The sequence below is a fragment of the Pseudomonas sp. PONIH3 genome, assembly GCF_002934345.1.
GTDB lineage: Bacteria > Pseudomonadota > Gammaproteobacteria > Pseudomonadales > Pseudomonadaceae > Aquipseudomonas > Aquipseudomonas soli.
Genome location: NZ_CP026386.1, coordinates 1,008,667 through 1,029,231, shown reverse-complemented (window position 1 = coordinate 1,029,231; position 20,565 = coordinate 1,008,667). Strand labels below are relative to the sequence as shown.

Below are 20,565 nucleotides of genomic sequence, written 5' to 3'. Positions count from 1 at the left end.
GCTTCGGTCTGCGGCCAGGCCGACTGCCTTATGGCAAAGCGGCATCACCGCCGCACCGACCTGCCTTCCATGACCCTGCACAAGGAACCCTGCAATGTCGCGCGGCCAGCACCAGCCAGACCTACCAGCCACCGTCGCCCACCGGCGTCGCCAGCCTGCAGGCCACGCGCCGATGCTGCTCAAGCCCCTGGCCCAGGCCATCGCGCTGCTGTTGCTGTCAGGCACGGCCCAGGCCGCGCAGCCGTTCAGCTCGGCCTGGTTCGCGGCCAAGGGCGCGGCGCCCGCAGCCGGTGGTGGCGCTGCAGGTGGCCAAGTGCAGGTGCCCGGCGCGCCGCCACCGCTGGCCCAGCAGCAGCGCCTGCAGCAACGGTTCCAGCGCTCCCTGGGCAACCTCGACAACACCGTGGCCGCCATCGCCGCGCAGCAGGCGGCTCAGGCCGCCGGCCGCACCTTGGCGCAGGTGCAGCCGCAGACCGTGCCCAACGGCCTGGGCGAGGGCGGTCTGAAGGTCGACGAGAACCCGTTGACCAAGGGTTGGCAGAACGCCAAGGCGCCGCAGCAGAGCCAGGTGGGCGGCAAGACCCAGGTGCTGATCGAACAGACCGCCGACAAGGCGATTCTCAACTGGGAGACCTTCAACGTCGGCCGCGACACCACGGTCAAGTTCGACCAGCAGGCGCAGTGGGCGGTGCTCAACCGGGTCAACGACCCGAATGCCCGGCCGAGCCAGATCCACGGCCAGATCGAGGCCCAGGGCACGGTGATGCTGGTCAACCGCAATGGCGTGGTATTCGACGGCAGCAGCCAGGTCAACGTGCGCAACCTGGTGGCGGCGGCGGCGCAGGTCAGCGACGAGCAGTTCCGCGAACGCGGGCTGTATGTCGACAGCAACGGCAGCCAGGCCACCTTCACCCAGGCCGGCGGCAAGGTCGTGGTGCAACGTGGCGCGCAACTGCAGACCCGCGCCCCAGCCACCTCCACCGAGGGCGGCGGCTATGTGCTGCTGTTGGGCAGCGAGGTGAACAACGAAGGCCAGATCATCACACCCCAGGGCCAGGCAACGCTTGCCGCCGGTGACGACTTCTACATCCGCCGGGGCAGGGGCACCCAGGCCAACGCCTTCTCCACCACCCGTGGCAACGAGGTCGCCAGCAGCCTGAAGCCCGGCAGCAGCAGCGGCAGCGTGGTCAACAACGGACTGATCCAGGCGGCAGGCGGTGATATCACCCTGACTGGCCATGCCGTGCGCCAGGATGGCGTGGCCCTTGCCAGCACTGCGGTTGACAGGCGCGGCAGCATCCACCTGCTCAACCCGGCCAGCGACACCAGCGGCTCGGTCAGTTTCGGCAAGGGCAGCGTCACCGCCGTGCTGCTCGACGACAGCCAGGCCCTGGACAGCCAGCGCGAGGCCTCGCGGCAGGGTGTGGATGGGGTCAGCGGCAACAATGCCACGGGCCGCTTCGACAACCTGAGCAAGGTCATCGACCGCCCCGAGCAGTCGCGGGTGGAGGTGGTCAGCGGCGGCACCGTGCATTTCCAGGAGGGCGCCCTGACCCTGGCCACCGGCGGCCAGGTGGCCGTCAGTGCCGGGCTGCGCAGCCTGGTGGACGATGGCGCGCGCATCGACGTGGCCGGGGCCCTCGGGGTCAAGGTGGCGATGGAAAGCAATGTCATCAAGATCAATGTGCAGGGCAACGAACAGCGCGATGCGGCCGGCAACCGTGACAAGGGCGGCCTGATCAACCGCGATGTGTGGGTGGACGTGCGTGAGCTGGTGCATGTCGAGAAAGGCATCAACGGCTATGCCAGCGAGCGCTGGTACACCGCCGGTGGCCTGCTCGAGGTGGGCGGTTACCTGGGCACGCGCAACCACAGCGTCGGCGAGTGGATGGCCCAGGGCGGTACGGTGACCTTTACCGGCCAGGACCTGGTGACTCGCGCCGGTGCCGAGATCAACCTGTCCGGCGGCACCCTGGCGGTGCAGGACGGCTACATCCGCCAGAGCTGGCTGCGCGGTGAGGACGGCCGCCTTTACGAACTGTCGAGGGCCCCGGGCGACCTGCTCTACACCGGCCTCTACAACGGCTACGAGGCGCACAGCGCGCGCTGGGACCAGACCCGCACCTTCTACAACCCGCTGATTGCCCCCGGTCAGCGTTACGAGCAGGGTTATACCGTGGGCCGCGACGCCGGCAGCCTGGTGGTGGCGACCCAGAGCGCGCTGCTCGATGGCCAACTGATCGGCCAGACCTGGCAGGATGAGCGCCAGGTGCAGGCGCCGGTACGCGGGCGTGACGGCTATCGCCAGGTACACACTGCCCGGGCCCAGGGCGCGCAACTGGTGATCGGCCAACAGCTGCCCGGCTACCTCAGCGACGCCAAGGAGCTCGGCTTCAGCCTGACCCCGGTCATGCAGCAGGTGCTGATACGCCAGGGCGCCGGGGGGCAGAGCGCCGACGTCGGCCTGCAGGCACCGTTGGCTGAGCGGCGCCGTGGCCAGCTGGCAATCGACAGCGACTGGCTCAACGGATTGGAGCTAGGTGGTTTGAGTGTTGCCGCCCAGCGGCGCATCGAGGTCGATGATGCCGTGCGTCTGGCCGATGGCGGCAGCCTGACCCTCTATGCCCCGCAAGTCCAGGTCAATGCCGACCTGACCGCCAGGGGCGGGCAGATGGCCTTGGGCGATGTGCTCCGCCAGCGTGTTCTCGCCAGCCTGCAGGACCAGGCGCTGGCCACCCCGGCAGGGCTGCGCGCGCAGGTCGGCGTGGGCGCCGGGGTGCGCCTGGATGTCAGCGGTCTGCGCAGCGAGGGCACGGACTCAGGCGAGCGCGCCTGGCGCAACGGTGGCAGCCTGAGCCTGCGCAGCAGCGGCGATGTGCTGCTGGACAGCGGCAGCGTGATGGACGTGTCCGGCGGCGTGGTACGCGGCGAAGCCAACCGCCTGCTCGGTGGCAGTGGCGGCAGCCTGACCTTGCACAGCAGCGCGTTGAACAGCGCCGGGACCGGGCGGATGCGCCTCGACGGTGAGCTGCGCGGTTACGGCAGCAGCGGTGCGGGCACCCTGACCGTGGCCGCCGAGCGGGTGAGCGTGGGGGGGAGCGCGCAGGGCGAGACCGGCGTGCACCTGGCCGAGGACTTCTTCAACCGTGGTTTCGCGCATTACGCCATCACCGGCAACCATGGCCTGAGTGTGGCCGCCGGCAGCCGTATCGACGTCACCCGGCCGGTGGAGCAGCTCGACGCCAGCCGGCCGCTCGGCGATCCGGCGCTGATCGTGTTGGCGCCGCCGTTGGCGCAGAACGCGGTGGCCGGCAAGCTGGAGCCGCGCGCCGGCGCGAGCCTGGCCTTGGCGGCGGGTGATAGCCGCTTCGACCAGGCGAGCCGTGAAGCGGCGGTGCTTGAGGTCGGGCGCGGCGCGACGATCAGCGTCGACCCCTTGCAGTCCATCAGCCTGACCAGCACCGCGCAGTTGAGCCTGAACGGTACCCTCAATGCCTGGGGCGGCAGTGTCAGCCTGCTGCAGCAATGGTTGCCGACCATGGACTCCGGGGTGACGGAAGGGGCGCACCAACGCTCGATCCGCCTGGGTGACCAAGCCCTGATCGATGTGTCCGGGCGGGCGTTCAGCGCCCTGGATGCGCAAGGTCGCCGTTATGGGCGGGTCGACGCTGGCGGCAGCATCGTCATCGGCGGGCAGATCGACCATGACCAAGGTACCAGCAACGGCGCCTACCTGTTCCTGGACATGGCCGAGGGCGCTCGCCTGCGCGCCGATGGTGCCCAGGCCACGCTGGATATCCGTGGCCAGGGGCCGCTGGCCATGGCCAGCAACGGCGGGCGCATCAGCCTGGCGTCGAGCCACGGGCTGCGCCTGAACGGCAGCTTCAGCGCTGCTTCCGGTGGCCTTGGCGCCGCAGGCGGCAGCCTGGAGGTGGCGCTGGATAGTGGTCTCTACCTCAACGGTAGCCTGGTCGACGGAGTCAAGGCTCCCCGCGAGCTGGTCCTTGCCCAGGGCGCGGCCAACGTCGAGGACGGCCCGCTGCGCTATGGCCAGGGACGGCTCGACGTCGCCAGGATCAACGCAGGGGGCTTCGACAGCCTCTCGCTGCTCAGCGACGGCGTGGTGGCGTTCGACGGCGACCTCGACCTGCGCATGGCCCGCGGCCTGCAGCTGTACACCGGCTCGCTGGTGCTGGCCCAAGGGAGCGCCGGCGACGCCCGCGTCCACCTGCAGGCGCCCTATGTGCGGCTTGCCGGCAGTAACCATCGCAGCGCCGACCAGGCGACCCGGCCGACCCTCAAGGGTGGGCTGTCGACGCAAGGCAGCGCGGCGCTGTTGCAGGTCGATGCCCACCTGCTGGACCTGCGTGACGCCGTGACCCTCGGCGCCCATGGCAGCCTGGCGCTGGCCGCCGGTGGTGTATTGGACTTCGACCGCCGTGGTTTTGCCCTTGGCAGCCTGCGCAGCCAGGGCGACCTGCGGGTACTGGCCAAGGTCGGCGAAGGCACCGACAGGACCTTGCTGCGCAGCAATGCCGACCTGGAACTGCTCGCTGCGCAGATCTACCCGACCACCGGCGCCTTCGGCCAGATCGAGACGGGCAGCGACGCCACCTTGCGCATCGGCAGGGCCGGGCAAGGCACACCCGACCAGCCGTTCTCGGTGTTCGGCCGGCTGGCGCTGGTCGCCGGCAGGGTCGAGCAGGGCGGTGTGCTGCGCGCGCCCCTGGGCGGGCTGTCGCTGGGACAGGAAACGGGGGGCACCAAGTCCGTCACCCTGCTGCCGGGCAGCATCACCTCGGTCAGCGCGGCAGGGCTGGTCATGCCCTACGGCGGGACGGTGGATGGCCTGAGCTACCTATTCGCAGGCCAGGCGGTGAAGCTGCTGGGCGCGGCGGGTGACAGCCTGTATGGGGTATCGCTCAACGGCAAGTCCATCGACATCCACCTGGACGCGCTGATCGACCTGTCCGGAGGCGGCACGTTGACCGGCGCCGGCTTCGTCTCCGGGCGTGGCGGCTCCACCGACGCCCGCTACCACCCGCTGATGCAACTCGATGGCGAGGGCCGCCTGGTCCTGCCCACGCTGGGCAGCAACCCGGTCTACGCCATTGTGCCGAGCTTCACCGGCCCTTATGCGCCGGTGACCGGCGAGGCCGGCGTGACGGCGCCGGGGATCGGCCAGCAGATCACCCTGGATGGCAGCGTTCCAGGCCTGGCGGCGGGCACCTACACCTTGCTGCCGGCCAGCTTTGCGCTGCTGCCGGGGGCGTTCAGGGTCGAGCTCAATGGCCTGGCCATGGCCGGGGGCAGCGCTGCCAGCCTGGCGATGCGCAACGGCTCCTGGACTACCACGGGCAGCCTGTCGGTGGCCAACACCGGTATCCGCCAGCCGCTGTCGAGCCAGGTGATCCTGACCTCGGGCGACGTACTGCGGCGCTATTCGCAGTACAACGAAACCTCCTACGCCGCGTTCGCCCGTGCCGATGCCGTGGCCAAAGGCGTGCCGCGCGCGGCGATCGAGGCCGATGGCAAGTGGCTGAACCTGCGGGTGCAGGGCAATACCGAGGCCGCCAGTACCTTGCGCGTCGCTGGTCGGGTGAACTTCGCCGCCGCCGAAGGCGGTCATGCCGGCAGCGCGGCGGTGTTCGGCGCCCGTGGTCTCGAAGTGGTGGCCGATGGTGGCGCCGGCCAGGCCAGTGGCGAGAACATCGCGGTGTTGTCGGCCCGCGAGCTCAATGCCCTGCAGGCACCCCGGCTGACCTTGGGCGGCCGCGCCAATGTGCTCTACGGCCAGGGCGGTAACCAGATGACCTTCCTCGAAGGCACCAGTGATATCTGGTTGCGTTCGGGGGCGGTGCTGCAGGCCGGTGAAGTGTTCCTGACCAACAACGACCCGCGTGGCGGCATCGTCGTCGAGCAGGGGGCCGGGATCGTCACCCTTGGCCGAGGCGCGGTGCCGTTCGATGCCAATGACGGCTACTTCATCAACAGCAACGGCCGTGCCTTGCTGGCGGTGTCCAATGGGCGGCTGGATGTGGTGTCGTCGCAGTTCACCAGCAGCTGGTCGCCGGGCTCCATCCTGATTGGCGGTTGCAGCGCCGGCGGTTGCCAGGGCACCACCCGGCTGTATTCGGACGGCTCGTTGTTCGCCGCCACCGACAAGACCTTCAGCCTCGATGACGGGGTGGCCTTCGGGACCCGGCACCTGGGCCTGGCGGTCGGGCGGATCAACGTCGGCAGTGCCGACGCGCTGGCTCGCGCCCTGGCGGACGGCGTGCTGGGCCAGGGCCTGACCCTCAACCAGCAGGTGCTCGACCGCCTGCTGCAGGGCAGCCCGGCCGAGGCTGTGCCGGCACTGGAGACCCTGACCCTGGCGGCGTCCGACTCGCTGAACTTCTTCGGCACCACGGCGCTCGACACCTACGACCCGGTCACCGGCAAGAACCGCCTGCAGGCGCTGGTGCTCGGCGTGCCGGCCATTTATGGCCATGGCCAGGCCGGCGACCGGGCGACCATTCGCACCGAACGGCTGATCTGGAGCGGCACGCGCAACGCCGCGGGCGCGCCGATCGCGGGCGGGGCCGGCAGTGGCGATGGCCTGCTGGCAATCCGTGTCAAGGACCTGGAGTTCGGTTACGGCACCAACAGCCAGCCCGATGGCAGCGCCGACATGGCGCGCCAGACCCTGGGCTTCAGCCGCGTGGAACTGCACGCCAGCCATCAGGTGAGCGCCAACCACAAGGGCAGCCTGCTGGTCCACCACCGCCGTGGCGACTACCAGGCCAACGGCAGCTTCGCCTATAGCGGTGGTGACCTGCTGGTGGACACACCGCTGTGGACCGGCAGCGCCGGCTCGCTCAATCGTATCGAGGCCGGTGGCACCCTGCGCGTGCAGGGCGGCGGTGGCTTGCTTGCCAGCGGTCGTCAGGCCCTGGGCGCCGAGCTGAGCCTGAAGGCGCGGCAACTGCTGGTCGATGGCACCTTCAGCCTGCCCAGCGGCCGCCTGACCCTGCAGGCGCTGGACGACCTGCGCCTGGGCGACGCCGCGCGGCTGGACCTGGCCGGGCGTACCTTGACCCTCAATGACGTGACCCAGCACAGCTGGGGCGGCGAGCTGGTGCTGGGCAGCCAGTTCGGCAATATTCACCAGGCCGCTGGCGCGTTGATCGATCTCAGTGCCCGCGGCAACCGCGCCGGGCGCCTGACGGCCATCGCCCTGGGCGAGCAGGGCGGGCGCATCGAGCTGCTCGGCCAGATCCTTGGCGCGGCCAGTGGCCGTTACGACGCTGCCGGCACGCAGGTCCCGTACGCGGGCGGGGTGGTCGATATCCGCGCCCGGCAGCTGGACGACTTTGCCGGCCTCAACCAGCGCCTGAACCGCGACCAGGTGTTCGGTGCGCGCAGCTTCCAGATCAAGCACGGCGACCTGATGATCGGCGATGAGCTCAAGGCCCAGCAGATCAACGTGTCGCTGGACAACGGGCAGCTCACGGTCAACGGCCATGTCGATGCCAGCGGCGAGCAGGTCGGCAGCATCCGCCTGGCCGCCAATCGAGGCCTGACCCTGGGCGCCGGAGCCTTGCTTGACGCCCATGGCAGTGTGCTGCGGGTCGACAGCTACGGCGCAATTATCGATGCGCCGAACCGTGCCGTGGTCGAGCTCAACAGCGGCCAGGGCCAGTTGACCCTGGCCAGCGGCGCACGCATCGACCTGCGCCACGGCATCGCCTCCGGGCAGGGCGATGGCCGCCAGCGCGGCACGCTGGAGCTGATCGCCCCACGCCTGGGCGGCGATACGGCGGGCGACATCGCCATCGACGTGCGTGGTCCGGTGGACATTCTCGGCGCGCGCTCCATCGCCGTGATCGGCAACCAGCGCTACATCGACGCGGCGCCGGGCGGCACCTCGGCCAGTGGCCGACCGATCCAGGTCATCGACCAGGACTACTTGACCCGCAAGCACGACCTGAGTGTGCTGTTCATCGACAACCTGCTGCGCAACCGCGAGCTGCTCGACGTGCGCCTGGCCGGGCTGAACAATGCCCGCTACGCCCAGGCCCTGCACCTGCGCCCGGGTGTGGAGATCGCCACGGTCGATGCCGGCACCGACCTGGTGGTGCAGGGTGACCTGGACCTGTCCGGCCACCGCTACGCCAGCCTCAACCCGCTGACGCCGAAGACTGGCGTTTACGGTTCGGGCGAGGTAGGCAACCTGGTGCTGCGCGCCGGCGGCAACCTGGAGGTGTATGGCAGCATCAGTGACGGCTTCATGCCGCTGGACCTGGCCAGCGACGAAGCGCGCATGGACGGCAAGGGCTGGTTGCTGCTGCCCGGCAAGCAGCCGTTCGACAGCGACCTGGTGATCCCGCGCAGCGGCGTGGAGCTTGCCGAGGGCACGCAGTTCCCCGAAGGCAGCCTGCTCAACTTCGACCTGCCGTTCGCCGCCACCACCTTGCCGGCCAACCTGCGCCTGCCCAGCGCCATGAGCCTGTCGGCGCCGCTGACCCTGCCCGCGGGCACGGTACTCGAGGCCGCGGTACGTGACGCTGGCGGCAACTTGTTGTACGCCGCCGGCACGCTGCTGCGCGAGGCGGTCTCCCTGGGTTCGGGCACGCGCCTGGACGCCGGCAGCCGCCTGCCAGTCAGCGTGGCTGTGCAGGGCGGTATCTGGAGCAAGGGCATTGCCCTGCCCAGTGGCGGCCTGACCCAAGGCAGCGCGCTCACCCTGGCCGTGGGCTCGCGGCTGCCGGCGGGCACCGATGTCAAGCTCGCCGCAGGGGTCGACCTGATCGAGCTGCGCCCCGCAAGCAATGGCCAGCAGGGGCGTAACTGGGCGCTGGCGCAGATGTTGCCGGCAGGCTCGCAGTCGTGGTCGATGCGCCTGGTGGCCGGCGCCGACCTGGACGCCGCCGACAGCCGCATCACGCGTCCCGACATCGATGCCGGCGTGCTGCGCCTGGCCGACCTGCACTACATCGCGCAGCAGAAGCGCAGCGGGGGCGGGGCTGGCGGCACCGGCATGGTCTGGGGACCGGACAACACCTACGGCATGGAACCCGGTACCCCGGTCGCCCCCGAGGACCTGGCGCTGTGCGACATCGCCGGTTGGTGCGAGCCGGCGGTGAAGAGCATCAAGGTGTGGGGCCCCGACAACACCTACGGCATGGAACCGGGCACGCCGGTGGCGCCCGAGGACCTGGTGTTGTGCGACATTGCCGGCTGGTGCGTGGACCAGGCGCTGGGGGGCAAGAAAATCTGGGTCTGGGGGCCGGACAACACCTATGGCATGGAGCCCGGCACCCCGGTGGCCGACGCCGACATGGAGCTGTGCTCCATCCCCGGCTGGTGCGTGGAGATCGACGCGCCGACCGAGCCCGAGCGCATCGAGGTCACGCCGCAGACCCTGATGTTCAGCGTGTTGCGCACGGGTACCGGCGACCTTGACCTGCTCAGCGCCGGTGACTGGCGCATGGACTCGCTGTTCGGCGTCTACACCGCCGGCACCCAGGCGCCGCCGCTGTGGCGCGACGGCGTCGATCCGCATCAGCTGGCCCGTGGCCGGCTGGCCGATGGCAGCTTGCTCGGCAGCGCCGGCGCGCCCTATGAGGCGTTGACCGAAAGCCTGTACCGCGCCTGGTATCCGGAGCAGGGCGGCAACCTGCGGATCACGGCCGGGGGCGATCTTACCGGCAACCTGGTGGCGAGCAAGACCGGCGGCGCCCTCTCCAGGCCGCAAGTAGCATCGGCCGCGTTGGGTAACTGGCTGTGGCGCCAGGGCCAGACCAGTGCCGATACCCCGGCGGCGTGGTGGGTCAACTTCGGTACCTTCGCCCAGCAGCCCCAGGCCTCGGTGGCCGAACCTTGGCTGGTGGGCTTCACCGGCATCGGCACCCTGGGTGGTGGCAACCTGGACGTCGGCGTGGGTGGCTCGGCCGGCCTGTTGCAGGCCAGCAACACCGCGGGCGTCGAGGCCGAGCGCAGCCAGGGCCTGAACCTGGTGGTCGGCGGCAGCGGCCGGATCGCCGAGGATGGTCGCCTGGTGCAGACCGGCGGCGGCGACCTGAACCTGCGGGTGGCCGGTGGCATCAACCCGGCGTCCGCGGCCCTGGAGATGGCGCGGGTCACCCCCGACCTGGGCGGCACGCTGGTCAACCTTCGCGGTGCCCTGAATGTCCAGGCGGGCAGCGTCGGGGTGGTCAGGCAGGTGTATGGCAGCAGCTTTGCCTTTAATGACAGCAGCGAGTCGCGCGCCTACGACCCGTATACCTCGACCAAGGCCGCGGCACTGGGTGGCCTGACGCTCATGCCCGGTGATGCCGCGGTGCGCCTGGACAGCCGCGGCGACCTGGTGGTGCAGGGTGTCGGTGACCCGGGCCGGGTGCCGCAGTTCAACATGACCGGCTTCCTCGGCGACAACGGTGTGCGCTACACCGGGCAGGGCAACAGCTGGTTCTCGTTGTGGCGCGAAACCACCGCCGTGGACATGCTCGCCCTGGGCGGCAATGTCACGCCGGTGAGCTTCGATGAGCTGCGTCCGGGCCGCAACCTGCCGCTCTACGGTGGCCGTCTGTTCTACCCGACGGCGCTGCGGGTGACGGCGGCCAACGGCAGCCTGTACTACGGCGGTTCGGCCAGCGAGCGCGGCATCGCCACCTCCGCCTATTCGCTGATGACCGCGCCCTCGGCGCGCAGCGACCTGCAGTTGATCGCTGGTGAGTCGATCTATGCCGGCGGCTATGTGATCAGCCAGGCGGGCACCGACACCTCGGCCATCGCCACGCCGCAACGGCCGGCAATGCTTGGCCAGGACTTCTCGTACGTGTACCGGGCCAGCAACCTGAGCGCGGATATCGCCGCGAGCCTGGATGCGTCGCCACTGTTCACCTACGGCCTGAACACCTACAAGGCCGGGTCGCGGCCGCAGACACCGGCGCGCTTCTATGCCCTGGCCGGGGATATCGTCGGCTTGAACAGCGGCGAGATCATCGAGTACCAGCAGACCGGGCTCAAGCTGTACCAGGGCGCGGGGCCGGTGCGGGTGATGGCGGGGCGCGACATCGTCAACGCCGGCAAGGCGCTGGGTGTCGAGCGCTTCGGCGCGCCAGGCATGGTGGCGGGGGACCAAGGCAACGTCTATTCCTCGGGCAACCTGGTCATCCATGGCGATGCTCTGGATGTCTCGCTGATCAGTGCCGGGCGCGACATTCGCCTGAGCACCTTCAATGTCGCCGGCCCTGGCCTGCTGGAAGTGGTCGCCGGGCGCAACCTGTTCCAGTCCGGCCAGGGCGTGGGCTCGGCTTATCAGGAGGCGGCGATCAACAGTGTCGGTCGGGTCGATGGCAGCGGTGGCGGTAACGACGGCGCGGCCATCGCCATCGTTGTCGGCGCCGGCAAGACCGGGCCGAACTATACCCGCCTGCTCGGGCGTTACCTGGGCACGGAGCAGACCCCGACGGACCAGCCGTTCAAGGTCTACGACCAGGAGCTGCAGGCCTGGCTGCGCGAACGCTTCGGCTTCATCGGCGACAACGCCGCAAGCCGTGCCTATTTCGCCGCCTTGCCCGCCGAGCAGCAGCGCATCTTTGCCCGGCAGGTCTACTTCAGCGAGCTGCGTGAAGGCGGGCGCGAGTACAACGACGTCAACGGCCCGCGTACCGGCAGCTACCTGCGCGGTCGCCAGGCGATCGCCGCGTTGTTCCCCGACAAGGACGTGGCTGGCAATTCGATCCGCTACGACGGCAGCGCCACCTTCTATGGCGGCGCGGGTATCCACACCGATTTCGGCGGTGGCATCCAGGTGCTGACCCCGGGTGGCCAGCAGGTGTTCGGCATCGAGGGCGAAGCGCCGCCGTCCACCGCCGGGGTGATCACCCAGGGCAGCGGCGATATCCAGCTGTACTCGCAGGGCAGTATCCTGCTCGGCCAGAGCCGGATCATGACCACCTTCGGCGGCTCGATCCTCGGCTGGTCGGCCCAGGGCGACATCAACGCCGGTCGCGGCTCGAAGACCACCGTGGTGTACACGCCGCCCAAGCGCACCTACGACCTTTGGGGCAACGTCGGCCTGGCGCCGAGCGTGCCGAGCACCGGTGCCGGTATCGCCACGCTCAACCCGATTGCCGAGGTGGCGCCGGGGGATATCGACCTGATCGCACCGTTGGGCACCATCGATGCCGGCGAGGCGGGGATCCGCGTGTCGGGCAACGTCAACATCGCCGCGCTGCAGGTGGTCAACGCTGCCAACATCCAGGTCCAGGGCGATGCCCAGGGCATGCCGGTGGTGGCCGCAGTGAATACCGGGGCGATCGCTTCGGCCAGCGCCGCGGCGTCGTCGGCGAGCCAGGCGGCCGAGGAGGCGGGCCGCCAGCAACAGGCCGCGTCGCGCCAGCGCCTGCCGTCGGTGATCACCGTGCAGGTGCTGGGCTTCGGTGGCGAGCGGCTGGTGCCGGGGCAGGACGGGGCGAGCCTCAACCCGCAGTACAACCGCCAGAGCCCGGTCCAGGTGCTGGGCGCGGGGGCGCTGGATGAGCGGGCCAAGGCGCAATTGACCGAGGAGGAGCGGGGCAACCTGTTGCTGTGAGGGGCCGCGCCACGGCCCCTGGTTGGCTCAATGCGCCCCGGCGCCCTTGCTCAGGTCGCTCTCGGCCCAGTCGGTGTAGATGCATGCATCCGCCACGGCCCAGCGCACCCTGACCTGGTCGCCCGGCTGCATGGGCATGCCCGCGGCGGACCGCGCCTTGACCGTCAGCGCCGTGCCGCCCTGGGTGACCACATGGCAGGTCTGGCTTTCGCCGAGGAACAGCAGCTCTGCGACCGTGGCGGTGACTTCGTTCCAGCCTGCCGGCAAGGGTTCACGCGCCGCCTGTTCAACGGTCAGCGCCAGGGCTTTCTCCGGGCGCACCATGATCAGCGCTTCCTGGTCGTTGGCCAGGCCCGGGGTCAGGCGCACCGTTACCGGCTGGCCCTCGAAGTGCCCGGCGCCGTTGCCGCTGGCAGTGAAACGCAGGAAGTTGGAGTTGCCCAGAAACGAGGCGACGAAGGCATTCGGCGGGTTCTGGTAGAGGTCGTAGCCGGTGCCCAGGCCGACGATGCGGCCATGGCTGAAGATGGCGATGCGCTGGGACAGGCGCATCGCCTCCTCCTGGTCGTGGGTCACGTAGACGATGGTGATGCCCAGGCGCCGGTGCAGCTGGCGCAGTTCGTCCTGCAGGTCTTCGCGCAGCTTCTTGTCCAGTGCGCCGAGCGGTTCGTCCATCAGCAGGATGCGCGGCTCGTACACCAGCGCGCGGGCGATCGCCACGCGCTGCTGCTGGCCGCCGGACATCTGCGAGGGCTTGCGGTGGGCGAAGGGTTCCAGGCGTACCAGCTTGAGCATCGCCTCCACGCGCTTGCGGGTCTCGTCGGCGCCGAGCTTGCGGATGGCCAGGGGGAAGCCGATGTTGTCGCGCACGTTCAGGTGCGGGAACAGCGAGTAGCGCTGGAACACCATGCCGATGTCGCGCTTGTGCGGCGGCACGCTGACCAGCGACTGGCCGTCGACCAGGATCTCGCCGCTGCTGGGCGTTTCGAAGCCGGCCAGCATCGACAGGGTAGTGGACTTGCCCGAGCCGCTGGAGCCGAGGAAGGTGAGGAACTCGCCGTCCTGGATCTCCAGGTCCAGGTTGTCTACGGCAGTGAAGTCGCCGTAGTGCTTGTTCAGGCCGCGCAGGCTGACCAGGGTCTGGTTGCGGGTATCGTCTTTGATCACTGCACTCATTGTCATTGTCTCCGGGCAGTCAGGCGTTTTCGGCGCGCCGGCGCAGGGCGGCGGCAATGAACATCACAAGCAGGGACAGGCCAATCAGCAGCGTCGAGGCCACCGCGATCACCGGGCTCAGGTCCTGGCGCAGGGTGGTCCACATCTTCACCGGCAGGGTCTGCAAGTCGGGGCTGGCCATCATCACGCTCAGCACCACCTCGTCCCACGACACCAGGAAGGCGAACAGGCCGCCGGCGATCATCCCCGGGCGAATTGCCGGGAAGGTCACCTTGAAGATCGCCTGCAGGCGCGAGGCGCCGCAGATCACCGCGGCGTCCTCGATGGACTGGTCGAACAGCTTGAGCGAGTTGATGATCGAGATGATGGTGAAGGGCAGGGCGACGATCACATGGCTCACCACGAAGGCGAACAAGGTGCCGGTGTAGCCCAGCTTGAGGAACAGCGCGTACACCGCCACGGCGATGATCACCAGGGGCACGATCATCGGCATGGTGAAAAGCCCGTACAGCAGCTCGCGGCCCGGGAACCGACCGCGCACCAGGGCAAAGGCGGTGGGCAGGCCGAGCGCCACGGCGGCGAAGGTGGTGAGCAGCGCCACCTTGAGGCTGGCCAGCGCCGCGTCCATCCACTCGGGGTTGGCGAAGAACTGCGCGTACCACTTGAAGGTCCAGCCCGGCGGCGGGAACACCAGCCACTGTGACGAGCCGAACGACAGCAGGATGATGAACACCACCGGCAGCAGCAGGAAGGCGGCGATCAGCCCGGTGGTCAGGTACAGCCCGGTGCGCAGCGGGCGACCCATGGCATTGGGGGAAAGCAGCATGGCGGTTTACCTCGCGTTGCCGACCGGAGACTCCGGCTGCAGCTTCAGGTACAGGTAGAAGAGCACCAGGGTGATCACCACCAGCAGCGCGGCGGCGGCGCTGGCCAGGCCCCAGTTGAGGAACGACTGCACCTGCTGGATGATGAACTCGGGCAGCATCATGTTCTGCGCGCCGCCGAGCAGGGCCGGGGTGACGTAGTAACCGAGCGACATGACGAACACCATCAGCGCGCCGGAGAACAGCCCCGAGCGGCACAGCGGCAGGAACACCTTCCAGAAGTTGGTCCAGGGGCTGGCGCCGCATATGGAACCGGCCTGCAGCACCATCGGGTCGATGGCGTGCATGGTCGCCTGCAACGGCAGGACGATGAACGGGATCATGATGTAGCTCATGCCGATCACCACGCCGGTGAGGTTGTGCACCATCTCCAGCGGGGCGTCGATGATGCCCATGGCCATCAACGCCTTGTTGATCACCCCCGAGCTCTGCAGCAACACCAGCCACGAGTAGGTGCGCGCCAGCAGGCTGGTCCACATCGACAGCAGCACGATGTTCAGCAGCCAGCGACCCCAGCCCTTGGGCACCAGGGTGATTGCCCAGGCCAGCGGGAAGCCCAGCAGCACGCTGATCAGGGTGACCAGGCCGGCCACCGAGAAGGTGTTGAACAGCACCCGGGCATAGGCCGAGTTGGCGAACAGCTGCGCATAGTTGCCAAGGCCCGGCTCGGGCTCCAGCACCCCGCGCAGCAGCAGGCCGACCAGCGGGGCGAAGAAGAACAGGCCGAGGAACAGCAGCGCCGGCAGCAGGTTGCGGCTGCCGCGCCAGCGTTGGCTGATGGGCGGGCGACGCTCGGCCGCCCCGGGAGCGCCGGTGCCGCTGGGGGCACCTTGCGCGTTGTGCAGGGCATTGATGGCGACTTTCATTTGACCAGCCACTCATTCCAGCGGGCGGCGATGGCCTGGCCGTTCTTCGCCCAGTAGGCGAAGTCCAGGGTCACCTGGTCCTGGGCGTAGGCGGTCGGCAGGTTCGGCGCAAGGTCTTTGTCGAGCTTGGCCACGCTGTCGACGTTGACCGGGGCATAGGCGGTCTTGTTGGCGAACTCGGCCTGGCCTTCGGCGCTGCTGGCGTTGGCCAGGAACTTCATGGCTGCGTCCTTGTTCTTCGCGCCTTTGGGGATGACCAGGAAATCGGCCATGACCAGGTTCTGCTTCCAGCTCACGCCGACCGGCGCGCCGTCCTGCTGCAAGGCATACACGCGGCCGTTCCAGAACTGCCCGAGCGAGGCTTCACCCGAGGCCAGCAGTTGCTGCGACTGGGCGCCGCCGCCCCACCAGACGATGTCTTTCTTGATGGTGTCGAGCTTCTTGAAGGCGCGGTCCAGGTCCAGCGGGTACAGCTTGTCGGGCGCCACGCCGTCGGCCAGCAGGGCCAGTTCGAGCACGCCGGGGCTGGGCCACTTGTACAAGGCGCGCTTGCCGGGGTAGGTCTTGGTGTCGAACAGGGCGGACCAGTCCACCGGCTTGTTGGCGCCGAGCTTGCCCTCGTTGTAGCCGAGCACGAAGGAGAAGAAGAACGAGCCGACGCCATGGTCGGAGACGAAGCGCGGGTCGATCTTGTCGCGCTGGATCTGTTTGAAATCGAGGGGTTCGAGCAGGCCTTCGCTGGCGGCGCGCAGGGCGAAGTCGGCTTCGACATCGACCACGTCCCACTGCACGTTGCCGCTCTCGACCATGGCCTTGAGCTTGCCGTAGTCGGTGGGACCGTCCTGCACCACCTTGATGCCGGACGCCTTGCTGAAGGGTTCGGCCCATGCGGCCTTCTGCGCATCCTGGGTGGTCCCACCCCAGCTGACGAAGTTCAGGCTGTCGGCCGCCTGGGTGGCCTGGCAGGCCAGGGTCAGCAGGCTGGCGGACAGCACTGCGGTTACTCGTTTGCTCAACAGCATGGTTACGCCCTCGTTGCTTTTGTTATTCGAGGCGGGCTTCTGTCGCCCGCCAATCATGTTCGGGGAGCAGCGTCAAACGGGTGGAGCATGGCCGTCATGTCAGTGTAGGTGCGGCCGGCAGAATTCAAGGTCTACGGAATGTCATATTATGGTATTCCAAACTTTTCGCAAGAGGTCGGCGCTGACCGGCCATCACTCCGCGTGGCGACAGGACCGTTTTGCGGCCCATCGCCGGCAAGCCGGCTCCCACAGATACGGCGCGGGTCTCAGGAATTGCGAGGTCCCTGTGGGAGCCAGCTGACAGGCAGTGCTTGCAGCCACGTGAAATCAATTGCCCTCGAACGGAATGCTCTGCACCACCTCCAGCTCGTACCCGGCCAGCCCCGCGTACTTGAGTGGCGGCCCCAAGTGACGCAGCTTGCCCACGCCCAGGTCCTGGAGAATCTGCGCGCCGGTGCCGACCTCCGAGTAGACCTTCGACTGGCCGCGCTGGTAGGGCCGTACTGGCTGAGTCAATTGCGGCACGCGTTCGAGCAAGGCTTGGGAGGATTCATGGTTGGCCAGGATCACCACCACCCCGGCACCTTCTTCGGCGACTTTCTGCAGCGCCGCCCACAGCGTCCAGTTGGCTGGGCCTGCATACTCGGCGCCGACCAGATCGCGCAGCGGGTCGATCACATGCACGCGCACCAGGGTGGGTTGCTCGCGGTGGATCTCGCCCATGACCATGGCCATGTGCACGCCGCCTTCGATGCGGTCTTCGTAGGTCACCAGGCGGAACGTGCCGTGCACCGTGGGCAATGCACGTTCCCCGATGCGCTTGATGGTCTGCTCGGTACTCAGCCGGTAGTGGATCAGGTCGGCGATGGTGCCGATCTTGATGCCGTGGCGGGCAGCGAACACTTCCAGGTCCGGCCGGCGGGCCATGCTGCCGTCGTCATTGAGCACCTCGACGATCACCGAAGCCGGGCTGAAGCCTGCCAGGCGGGCCAGGTCGCAACCGGCCTCGGTGTGCCCGGCGCGGGTCAGCACGCCGCCTTCGCGGGCGCGCAGGGGGAAGATGTGGCCTGGTTGTACCAGGTCTTCGGGGCGGGCATCGGCGGCCATGGCCGCAGCGACGGTGCGCGCCCGGTCGGCGGCGGAAATACCGGTGGTCACGCCGCTGGCGGCCTCGATCGACACGGTGAAGGCGGTGCCGAACACGCTGGCGTTGCTTGGCACCATCTGTTCCAGGCCCAGGCGCTGGCAGTGTTCGTCGGTCAGCGTCAGGCAGATCAGGCCACGCGCCTCGCGGGCCATGAAGTTGATGGCCTGGGCGTCGCAGCGCTCGGCGGCGATCAGCAGGTCGCCTTCGTTTTCCCGGTCCTCGTCGTCCACAAGCAAGACCATCCGGCCCTGGCGATAGTCCTCGAGGAGTTCTTCGATGCTGTTGAAGGCCATGTTGCACGCTCATGCTGGTCAAGAAAGTTTTATGGTATACCATAATACGAAAATGACCGTGCAACAGGAGCGCGACGAATGAAGGCCTACTGGATCGCCCACGTGGACGTCACCGACCCCGAGCAATACCTGCAATACACCCAGCGCGCCCCGGCGGCATTCGTCGCCTTCGGCGGGCGCTTCCTGGCCCGGGGCGGGCGTAGCGAGGCGCTGGAGGGGCGGGCGACGCCGCAGCGCAGCGTGGTGATCGAGTTCGATTCCTATGAGCAGGCCGTGGCCTGCTATCGCTCGGACCTGTACCAGGAGGCCTGCCGCCATCGCCAGGGTGCGGCGATGGCGCAGGTGATCATCGTCGAGGGGCTCGCGCCCTGATCAGACCCGCAGGTGAGGGCCTTTCTTCTCGGGATTGCTGTCGCTGGGAGTGGTTGGCGGCTTGTCCACTGCGGGCAGTGGTTCGTCCTGCACGGGTTGTTGTTCGGCCGGTTGCTGCTGATTGCGCGTGCGCAGCAACGACAGCAGTACGCCGCCGAGCAACAGCCCGAACGTGACCCCCAGCGAAATCCCGGCCGGTACCTTGCCCACCAGCCCGTGCCAGAAGATCTTGCAGCCGATGAAGATCAGCACCAGCGCCAGCGCGTATTTGAGGTAGACGAAGCGGTGCATCAGCGCCGCTAGGGCGAAGTACAGCGAGCGCAGGCCAAGGATGGCGAAGATGTTCGAGGTGTAGACGATGAACGGGTCCTGGGTGATGGCGAAGATCGCCGGCACGCTGTCGACGGCGAACACCAGGTCGGCCAGCTCGATCAGCACCAGGGCCAGGAACAGCGGTGTGGCATAGCGGATGGCGCGGTCGGTTCCGGGCGGCGTGAGATGGACGAAGAAGTGCCGGCCATGCAGCTGGTCGGTTACCCGCATGTGCCGACGCACGAAGCGCAGCACCGGGTTGTTGGCCAGGTCCGGGTGGGCGTCATCCTTGGACAGGGCCATCTTCACCCCGGTGAACAGCAGGAAGGCGCCGAAGATATACAGCACCCAGGCAAAGTGCTGCACCAGTGCGGCGCCCACGCCGATCATGATCGCCCGCAGCACCACTACCCCGAGGATGCCCCAGAACAGCACGCGGTGTTGATAGCGGCAGGGAATGGCGAAGAAGCTGAAGATCATCGCCATGACGAACACGTTATCCATCGACAACGACTGCTCGACCAGGAAGCCCGTATAGAACTCCAGCGCCGGCTGTGCCCCGAGTTCATACCAGACCCATACGCCGAACAGCACGCCGACGCTGAAGTAGCCCGAATACAGCAACAGGCTTTCGCGCATCTCGATCTCGCGGTCCTGGCGGTGCAGCACACCGAGGTCGAGGACCAGCAAGGCGATGACGATGGTGATGAAGACCAGCCACAACCAGGCGCTGGTGCCGAGAAAAGGCGTGAAAAGGAATGTGTGCAGAGCCGTCATGAGCCCCTCCTTGATTGTCGACGTTGCATGGCAACAGTGATTCCGACATGGCGGCGCAAACCGTCAGAGGGGCCCGGCATCACATACGGTTGAGCCTAGACGCGGACGCCGGGCTTGCCGAATGGCAGGCTGTTACATTTTTTTGCATGAACCACACTAGGTAGCGGGCGCTGCTTCGGCGGCAACGAGCAGGGTCTGCAAACGCGCCAGCGCCGGTCCTTCATGTTGACTGTCGAACACCTGCAGCGACACCTCCAGCAGCCCGTGGGGCGAGCGCGATACACGCTGCTCGCAGCGCAAGCGCAGGCGGCCCTGGTCGCATTCGAACTGCCTGACGCCCGGCCTGGCGCTGCCTTCCAGGCGCAGTTCGGCCAGGCGTCCCTGGGCGGCGAGCAAGGCCAGCGCCTTGTCGCGCAACAGCCCGTTCCCTTGGGTCATCAAGCCGCTGGCGCGCACGGCGGCGGCCATGGCCACCGCCACGATGGTCAACGCCACCAGCACTTCGATCAGGGTGAAACCATCCTCGGTGGCACGCACAGGGCACCTTTCGCGCAGGGCAAAGCGGCACTGTAGAGCGGCCCGATGACGCTTTGACGACGCCGACTCCCGAGCTTTTTCAATATCCGTGACATACCGCCTTGCCACAATCGGCCCCCGATTCGAACTCACGCAAGGAATGCCGAGATGCAGATCGCCCGCCGCAACCTTCCCGCCTGCCGTTTGCGCCAGCAGGGCTTCACCCTGATCGAGATCATGGTGGTGGTGGTGATCCTCGGGATCCTCGCGGCGATGGTGGTGCCCAAGGTGCTCGACCGCCCCGACCAGGCCCGCGCCACGGCGGCGCGCCAGGACATCGGCGGGTTGATGCAGGCACTGAAGCTGTACCGCCTGGACAACGGCGCCTACCCGAACCAGAACCAGGGCCTGAAGGTGTTGGTGGAGAAGCCGGCGCAAGCCAAGGATGGCCAATGGCGTGCCTACCTCGACCGCCTGCCCAACGACCCCTGGGGCCGCCCTTACCAGTACCTGAACCCGGGCGCCAATGGCGAGATCGATGTGTTTTCCCTGGGCGCCGACGGCCAGGCCGGGGGCGATGGGGTGAACGCCGACCTCGGCTCCTGGCAGTTGTGACC

The 20,565-nt window shown here is 68.2% G+C and carries 10 protein-coding genes; 3 read left to right on the top strand and 7 right to left on the bottom strand.

Features of this window, described 5'->3' with window-relative positions:
• The first annotated feature begins 94 nt into the window (after positions 1–94).
• Positions 95–12,583 carry a filamentous hemagglutinin family protein gene (locus C3F42_RS04510; RefSeq protein ID WP_104444046.1) on the top strand — a complete coding sequence of 4,163 codons (12,489 nt, stop codon included), beginning with the start codon at positions 95–97 and terminating at the stop codon, positions 12,581–12,583.
• 27 nt (positions 12,584–12,610) lie between these two features.
• On the opposite strand, the gene C3F42_RS04505 is transcribed toward C3F42_RS04510, so the two are convergent.
• The 5 genes from C3F42_RS04505 to ribBA all read right to left on the bottom strand — a co-directional run bounded on the left by C3F42_RS04505 (position 12,611) and on the right by ribBA (position 17,971).
• Positions 12,611–13,759, bottom strand: a complete 1,149-nt coding sequence (locus C3F42_RS04505) for an ABC transporter ATP-binding protein (RefSeq protein ID WP_104444045.1) — start codon at positions 13,757–13,759, stop codon at positions 12,611–12,613.
• Positions 13,760–13,778: 19 nt separating this feature from the next.
• Positions 13,779–14,585 carry an ABC transporter permease gene (locus C3F42_RS04500; RefSeq protein WP_038705890.1) on the bottom strand — a complete coding sequence of 269 codons (807 nt, stop codon included), beginning with the start codon at positions 14,583–14,585 and terminating at the stop codon, positions 13,779–13,781.
• A gap of 6 nt (positions 14,586–14,591) precedes the next feature.
• Complete coding sequence (locus tag C3F42_RS04495) at positions 14,592–15,509, bottom strand: ABC transporter permease (protein ID WP_038705891.1); 918 nt, start codon at positions 15,507–15,509, stop codon at positions 14,592–14,594.
• Positions 15,506–16,531, bottom strand: coding sequence for an ABC transporter substrate-binding protein (locus C3F42_RS04490; RefSeq protein WP_094011077.1), 1,026 nt, complete (start codon positions 16,529–16,531; stop codon positions 15,506–15,508). The genes C3F42_RS04495 and C3F42_RS04490 overlap by 4 nt, the downstream gene beginning before the upstream one ends.
• 327 nt (positions 16,532–16,858) lie before the next feature.
• Positions 16,859–17,971: a bifunctional 3,4-dihydroxy-2-butanone-4-phosphate synthase/GTP cyclohydrolase II gene (gene ribBA, locus C3F42_RS04485; protein WP_094011078.1), complete on the bottom strand. Its 1,113-nt coding sequence runs from the start codon at positions 17,969–17,971 to the stop codon at positions 16,859–16,861.
• Between the two features lie 78 nt (positions 17,972–18,049).
• On the opposite strand from ribBA, the gene C3F42_RS04480 reads away from it, so the two are divergent.
• Positions 18,050–18,343, top strand: coding sequence for a DUF1330 domain-containing protein (locus C3F42_RS04480; protein ID WP_038705893.1), 294 nt, complete (start codon positions 18,050–18,052; stop codon positions 18,341–18,343).
• On the opposite strand, the gene C3F42_RS04475 is transcribed toward C3F42_RS04480, so the two are convergent.
• Both C3F42_RS04475 and gspI read right to left on the bottom strand, forming a co-directional pair.
• Positions 18,344–19,432 (bottom strand): TerC family protein, encoded by a 1,089-nt coding sequence (locus tag C3F42_RS04475; protein ID WP_104444044.1) that lies wholly within the window; start codon positions 19,430–19,432, stop codon positions 18,344–18,346.
• Positions 19,433–19,588: 156 nt separating this feature from the next.
• Entirely contained in the window at positions 19,589–19,969 is a 381-nt protein-coding gene (gene gspI / locus C3F42_RS04470; protein WP_038705894.1) for a type II secretion system minor pseudopilin GspI, read from the bottom strand.
• Between the two features lie 147 nt (positions 19,970–20,116).
• Here gspI and gspG point away from each other — a divergent pair, with 147 nt between their 5' ends.
• Positions 20,117–20,563, top strand: coding sequence for a type II secretion system major pseudopilin GspG (gspG, locus tag C3F42_RS04465; protein ID WP_094011080.1), 447 nt, complete (start codon positions 20,117–20,119; stop codon positions 20,561–20,563).
• Positions 20,564–20,565: the final 2 nt, after the last annotated feature.